General features: G+C 40.1%; 9 protein-coding genes. 7 read left to right on the plus strand and 2 right to left on the minus strand.

What is annotated here, in order from left to right; genetic code table 11:
• The 3 genes from AB6E85_RS21605 to AB6E85_RS21615 all read left to right on the plus strand — a co-directional run.
• Nucleotides 1-541, plus strand: a 541-nt coding sequence (locus AB6E85_RS21605; protein WP_372144224.1) for a DUF1566 domain-containing protein, incomplete at its 5' end; no start/stop codon positions are given.
• A 107-nt stretch (nucleotides 542-648) separates the two neighbouring features.
• Complete coding sequence (locus AB6E85_RS21610) at nucleotides 649-1140, plus strand: hypothetical protein (protein WP_372144226.1); 492 nt, start codon at nucleotides 649-651, stop codon at nucleotides 1138-1140.
• A 172-nt stretch (nucleotides 1141-1312) separates the two neighbouring features.
• Nucleotides 1313-1498, plus strand: a complete 186-nt coding sequence (locus tag AB6E85_RS21615; RefSeq protein ID WP_107686077.1) for an adhesion domain-containing protein — start codon at nucleotides 1313-1315, stop codon at nucleotides 1496-1498.
• Here AB6E85_RS21615 and AB6E85_RS21620 read toward each other — a convergent pair.
• A complete protein-coding gene (locus tag AB6E85_RS21620; protein WP_372144228.1) occupies nucleotides 1441-2745 on the minus strand; it encodes a reverse transcriptase domain-containing protein in 1305 nt (434 codons plus the stop codon). The genes AB6E85_RS21615 and AB6E85_RS21620 overlap by 58 nt on opposite strands.
• Here AB6E85_RS21620 and AB6E85_RS21625 point away from each other — a divergent pair.
• From AB6E85_RS21625 to AB6E85_RS21635, 3 genes are all read left to right on the plus strand, one after another.
• Nucleotides 2725-3141 (plus strand): four helix bundle protein, encoded by a 417-nt coding sequence (locus AB6E85_RS21625; protein WP_372144230.1) that lies wholly within the window; start codon nucleotides 2725-2727, stop codon nucleotides 3139-3141. The genes AB6E85_RS21620 and AB6E85_RS21625 overlap by 21 nt on opposite strands.
• Before the next feature lie 173 nt (nucleotides 3142-3314).
• Nucleotides 3315-4181 (plus strand): caspase domain-containing protein, encoded by an 867-nt coding sequence (locus AB6E85_RS21630; protein ID WP_372144232.1) that lies wholly within the window; start codon nucleotides 3315-3317, stop codon nucleotides 4179-4181.
• Between the two features lie 358 nt (nucleotides 4182-4539).
• The gene (locus AB6E85_RS21635) at nucleotides 4540-5094 is read left to right on the plus strand and encodes a recombinase family protein (RefSeq protein WP_102483160.1); all 555 of its coding nucleotides are present in this window, start codon (nucleotides 4540-4542) and stop codon (nucleotides 5092-5094) included.
• A gap of 10 nt (nucleotides 5095-5104) precedes the next feature.
• Here the strand turns inward: AB6E85_RS21635 and AB6E85_RS21640 are convergent, their stop codons facing one another.
• Entirely contained in the window at nucleotides 5105-5266 is a 162-nt protein-coding gene (locus tag AB6E85_RS21640; protein WP_372144234.1) for a hypothetical protein, read from the minus strand.
• A gap of 223 nt (nucleotides 5267-5489) precedes the next feature.
• On the opposite strand from AB6E85_RS21640, the gene def reads away from it, so the two are divergent.
• A complete protein-coding gene (gene def / locus AB6E85_RS21645) occupies nucleotides 5490-5993 on the plus strand; it encodes a peptide deformylase (protein WP_016785410.1) in 504 nt (167 codons plus the stop codon).
• Nucleotides 5994-6323: the final 330 nt, after the last annotated feature.

Consider the following 6323-nt stretch of genomic DNA (forward strand, 5'->3'; position numbering starts at 1 on the left):
GTCATCAACTGGGTTATTGTCTGCGGTTGAGGTGGGTAATACGACCCTCACGGCCACCAAAGATGGCGTGACCAGTAATACGGTGGATGTGAATGTGTGTGCTGATTTGGCGGGTACATGTATTGATATCTTTTATACGGGTAGCGGTAAGTTGTTTACCAATTCACCATCAGTGGCCTATCTAGACAGCATTGGCGGTAGTGCTACAAGCTCTGATTACACTGAAACTGGAACTTCCGGCCCAAGTGGTGATTTCTACCAATTCAACTGGATTAACGCAAATGCACTATGCACTACCTACAACACCCTTAGTCTCGGCGGACGAACTAACTGGCGTTTAGCGACAAGAGACGAGTTAAAAGTGGAGCTATACGACGTATCTCTTGATATGTTTACCGCGCGCGGTTGGCCGACCTTCACCGTCTATTGGTCGGCGACTCCTGATGGTTCTCGCTATTACGGCGTGTACCTCTACGATGGCTACGTCAGCAGCGGCTATCCGAGCTACACGGTCTACGCATCCTGCGTCTCAAATCCTTAAAGTTGAGCGTTTAGAGTTTAACGTTTTAATTTTTAATTTTTAATTTTTAATTTTAGTTTTTGAAGTGTCAGAGTTGCATCTGGCACTTTTTAAAGGGGGGAAGATAAGTGAATATTGAAACTAAATTAGCATTGATTGAAAGCAGTCAACGTATTGTTGGCATAAAAGAGGGGATGTTTGTACGTTTCTATGAGCAATCACTCTTTGGTTGGCAGCAGTGGGTATCTAAACAGGACCAATTACCGACATTGAAGGTGTTAAGGAAAAAGGTTAAGAAATTGAATGGAAGAGAGGTGTTGTATGGTGGGCTTCCTATAGAATCACTAAAGCAAGCTGGAATTGACATAGGTACAGAGGCTGTTATTGAGTTAGAAATAATCATCGATTTTTCTGAGTGGGAGTCTTGGAGGCAAGAGCAGCGTGCTCAAATGGACGATATTGAAGAGAAATCACCTTGTAACCCTTGTGATGACGATCTGTTAAATCGTCGATATGTTCGATTATTTTTACCCGAAGCAATCGTCAATAAAGTGATGATGACGAAAGCTTCAAGCTCTTCATCAGATTGGTTGTTGATTGCTGTCAAGCAAGCGATATAACGTTTTAATAAGATGGTTCTCGGAAAATCAACAGGGTACATAGCGACAATGTCGTGCTCAGAGAATGTTAACGTTAAGGTGTTAACATGTGGGCCCTGGTATGTTATCGGCATTTATGACCTTATGGGTATTCAAGGGAAGCGAGTCGAAAGGCAACACTTCGAGTTAAACAATAAATGCAAACGCGCGCGGTTGGCCGACCAACAACAACTATTGGTCGGCGACTCCTGATGGTTCTAACTATTACAACGTGAACCTCAACAATGGCAACGTCAACAGCAACAATCCGAGCAACACGAACTACGCATCCTGCGTCTCAGGCCAACATAAAGTATCCGGAGCCATCTTATTAAAGTGAAGACCCTTCTTTATGGTGAAGTGATTGTAATAACAGTTATTGGGTAATAAATAACGTTTAAGTTCGCCAAAATTTTTATGATATATTTGCTTTCTCAATTGACAATGATTGGCTTGGCTAAGCAGTCCATAATAGCTATTTATCGTTGATTGCATAGCTTTTAGCTGGGTGTAAAGTGGTGCGTAATGGATAGCATGCTTGCTCCATCTCCCTCGACTTGGTCTAGATTTTAAAAAGACACTAATCGCACCAGTGTCTAGAATCGCATTAAAGTAGCGCAAACGCTCTTTCAATGATGAAATGGTGGTTTTGCGAACATGTTTATAATGGGGAAATACACGAAATCCCAAGTAATCAAACCCCTCCTCAATAGGTGATAAATGCACCTTTGTAGGATGTAATTTTAATTGCAGGCGAGAAGTGAGATACCATTCAATATGTTCTTTCCATTCTTGCAATTTTTCAGGCGAATTAGATAGGATAAATAAATCATCCATATACCGAACGTACCCCTTAACCTTCAGTGAGTGTTTTATTTCGTGGTCAAGGTTGTTGAGGTAAAAATTACCGAAGAGTTGACTAGTAACGCTACCTATGGGCAACCCAACCTGTTCCGTATTGTTAAACTGTAGTTTCTTATGGAACGGGATTTGGTTAAGTAAGTGTTGGTTTCCAGTTCGCTCGTTTTGTAGCTTCGTGGCATCCTGCTCTATGATCTTTTCTATCAGATTAGCTAGGCAATATTGGCGCAATGGGCTTAATTTTGAGTTGTCAATGAGATTGTGTAGTTGCGTTAGAAGCTCTCTTTTATTAATGCTATTGAAATAACTGTAAATGTCGAGCTGTAGCCCCCAAGTATGTCGTGGTTGGCGCATTAGTTTTTGAACTTTTGCAATAGCAGCAAGAGTTCCTTTACCTTTTCTATTAGCATAGGTGTCATCAATGAATCGGTTTTCCATGATAGGTGCCAATTGTAGTGCAATCCACATTTGAGCTATGCGATCTCTAAATGCAGGGGCATATATTTCTCTAAGCTTAGGTTCTGTGATTGCAAAATGATGATAAGAATAAGGTTGATATGTATTAGTTAATATTTCGGTTGACAGCTCATGGCATAGTTTGGGGAACTTTAAAGCGTTAGCAGATTTTTGTTGACTGCTTCCCGAAGTTTTTACACATTGCAGCAACTCTGCTGCGAGTTGATGGTGATATTTAAGGTTTGAATTTTGAATAAAGAGTTTCGTCATAATCGTCTCTACTATGATTTACAAAAGTTGTACAAATTGTATTGGAACCAACATCAACACTTACCCAAAGCATTTCGCTTTACAACAGGAGAACAAATCCTCAACGAACTCACGAAGTGTATTCGTTACTCTGTTCAAGCTAATTTGTACGGAAAATCTCCCGAAGGAATATTGCGAGCCCTAAATTTATTACTAGAACTTAGTGCACTTTTAGAAACTGTACAAAGTTTATTAATGTTAGCTTGGGAATTAAAATTCTTGCCTCATGGCGCTCTGGTTGTTTTGACTGAACAACTTGGGCATGTATCAAGGCAAACTACAGGATGGCGAAAGTGGTTCCAAGGTAAATCTCTCGAAGTAAATGCACCTATTTCTTCTCCAAGTGGGTGCGCTTAGATTAGAGCTACTGGCATATTACTATTCAGAAAGACAATATTGTTCTAGAGAAACTGCTTGAGAACTTAGAGCCTTGGGGAGAGGAGAGCATGGTCGAACTGGTGGCTTAAGAAGGATATTAGAAAATAAGCTATTCCCTACAGCCCTTATAAATAAAGAGCTGTAGGCTCACATTGGACTTTTCGCTGAAATGGGCGCAACCCCCCAACTTTGGGGTTAAGCTAATTACTTCAACAAGTGAAGAATCGTCACTGTCTAGAAAAGAACTTAAGAGCCAAGTCACAGAACTTTTTCGAGATGATAGTGAAATCGCTCTTTTTTATTTTGCTGGGCATGGCCATATCGAAAGCACTGGGGGTTATCTAATAACTTCTGAATGTGAAGATGGAGACGAGGGTTTTTCATTAACTGATTTGCTTAAATTAGCAAATGAATCTCCTGCAAAGAGTAAAGTGATTGTGTTAGACAGTTGTCATTCAGGAATAGCTGGTACACCTCCGACTACCGGAAACAATGCTCTTCTTGCGGAAGGGATTACTATTTTAACAGCTTCTAGCGAAACTCAATACGCTCAAGAGAAGAATGGTGCTGGTGTTTTTACTAGCTTATTCGTAGATGCTTTGAGTGGCGGCGCATCCAACTTAGTTGGAGATATTACACCTGGGAGCATTTATGCTCACATAGACCAATCTCTTGGTCCATGGGAGCAGCGACCTATTTTTAAAACGAATGTCAAAAATTTTACTACCTTGAGAAAGGTACAGCCTCCAATAGTTTTATCTGACCTCAAAAAAATAGTGCAATTATTTCAAGATCCATATAGAGAATTGGATTTAGACCCCAGTTATGAACCTGATTCAGACAAGCCTGAAGAAGAAAAAACGGATAAATTTGCCATACTACAAAAATTCAATCGTATTAACCTTGTGGTTCCTGTAGGGGAAGATCACATGTACTACGCTGCGATGAACTCAAAGTCATGTAAACTGACTGTTTTAGGAGCTCATTACTGGTCTCTAGTAAAAAACGAACGAATTTAACTAGATATATTGACTCTATTTAATAGAGTCAATTTCCCCATTTTATTTAGTGGCTTCTTTAATACTTGCGCATACTCCAATGTTTTGGGGGGCAACTTCGATATAACCTGAAGCACCTAACTTAAACAATCCTCACCTATCTTCAAATGGATACCGTATTAAGCGTTCTTATTCATTAGTTTTAGTCTAATCATTGCAGCAATGATTAAGTGATATACATTTGATAACCGTCCATTAAGGTGTAACTTTATGGACATTACTCACAATCATCGAATAACTGTTCAGTTAGTCTTTATAATTTAAAGTGAACATGTACACTTGTGTATCACTATCTTTAAGTTCACTTTTAGGCCATTTTATGAAAATTGGTTATGCTCGTGTTAGCACCCAAGACCAAACGCTCGATGTTCAACTTGAACAACTTAAACGTCTTGGTTGTGAAAAAATTTACCAAGAGCAAGCGAGCGGTAAATCCTCTGATAGAGAACAGCTTAACCTGTTGCTGGATTTTGCAAGGGAAGGAGATGTTATTCATGTTACCAAAGTCGACCGCATTGCTCGAAATACCATCGATGCTTTGCAAATTGCCGATCAACTAGCGCAAAAGAAAGCGGGTTTGGTGTTTCATGACTTGGGGGATTTAGATATCAATAGCGATGTAGGTAGAGTTATTTACACGACCATATCAGCGTTTGCTGAAATGGAAAGAAAACGAATATTACAGCGTTGTAATGAAGGCAGAGAGCGTGCTCGCTCTGAAGGGAGGCATCTTGGACGATTTCCTAATAAGACGCTTCATACGCGTATTCAAGAGCTTGCAGATCAAGGAATGAACAAGCATGCGATCAGTAAAGAGTTAGAGTGCAGTAGGACTACAGTTTATAAGGTTCTAGGAAAAAATATCTCTCTTTAGAATCGCGAACCTAACTAGATTTGTGACAGAACCAGCTGACGCCGCTTTGCTCTGTCGGCTTCATACTGACTCTACATGCAAGCATATAGCAGCCAGCATGAACCTTTAAACCAATCACACCTTTAAACCAATCACCTTTAAACCAATCATCTGAAACACGTTTTTGCCCCATTGTAATCTAGACCTTTTACTCATTTACAACCTGTTCATGAGCTTTCCCCTACGAAAGGTTATCTGAAGCAATGTGTTGTCCAAGTTATATGCAAAGGCTATTTACCCCGTCATATCTGTTGGTATTGTTGAAGGTTAAAAAGAAAGAAGGCATTATTGGCCCATAAAATACGGACAGTCGACGTATAGAAAGCGTTATGAGCTTCCAAGAATAGAAGGAAAATATGGCAGTTTTAGAAATTCTGACTGCACCAGATCCAAGGCTTAAGGTCAAAGCGGAAAAGGTGCAAGATCTCTCCACGGTACAAACATTAATAGACGACATGTTGGAAACGTTATATGCGACTGACAATGGTATTGGTTTGGCTTCAACTCAAGTTGGTCGTAAAGAGGCCGTTGTTATTATTGACCTTTCCGAAAGTCGAGATGAACCATTAGTTTTGGTTAATCCTGAAGTGGTTAGCGGCTCGGATAAAACATTGGGCCAAGAAGGTTGTTTATCAGTTCCTGACTATTATGCCGACGTAGAGCGTTTTACTTCAGTTGTTGTGTCTGCTTTAGATCGCGAAGGTAAACCAATGACCATCGAAAGTGATGAGTTTCTAGCTATCGTAATGCAGCACGAAATAGATCATTTGTCGGGTAACTTGTTTATTGACTATCTTTCACCACTTAAGCGTCAAATGGCTATGAAAAAGGTTAAAAAGTACGTTAAAGCGCACTCTTAACTTCCGTCTATCAATATAGGTTATTACATCCTGTTGGCTGCGTGAGTAGCCAATGCTTTTCGAACAACAAAGTTATCTGCTTCGCTTTGTCATTTCGGTCATTAAACATTGCTTACGACAAACACATATAGAAGGTCTCTTATTGTGGTCTATCCGCAGCCAACCACTATTGGCTAGGCCATTAGACATTTATTGGTTGATAATTACGGTATGACAGAATCGCTTGGTGATCACGCGAGTTAGCCATCGTGACTAACTCAGAGCTGCCCCATTCCGTATATGGAATCCACGTATTTACAAAGTGATTTTGGCAATAAAAGTTAAGATGCG

It is taken from the genome of Vibrio sp. 10N.247.311.51, assembly GCF_041467855.1.
In the GTDB taxonomy this organism is placed as follows: Bacteria; Pseudomonadota; Gammaproteobacteria; order Enterobacterales; family Vibrionaceae; genus Vibrio; species Vibrio coralliirubri.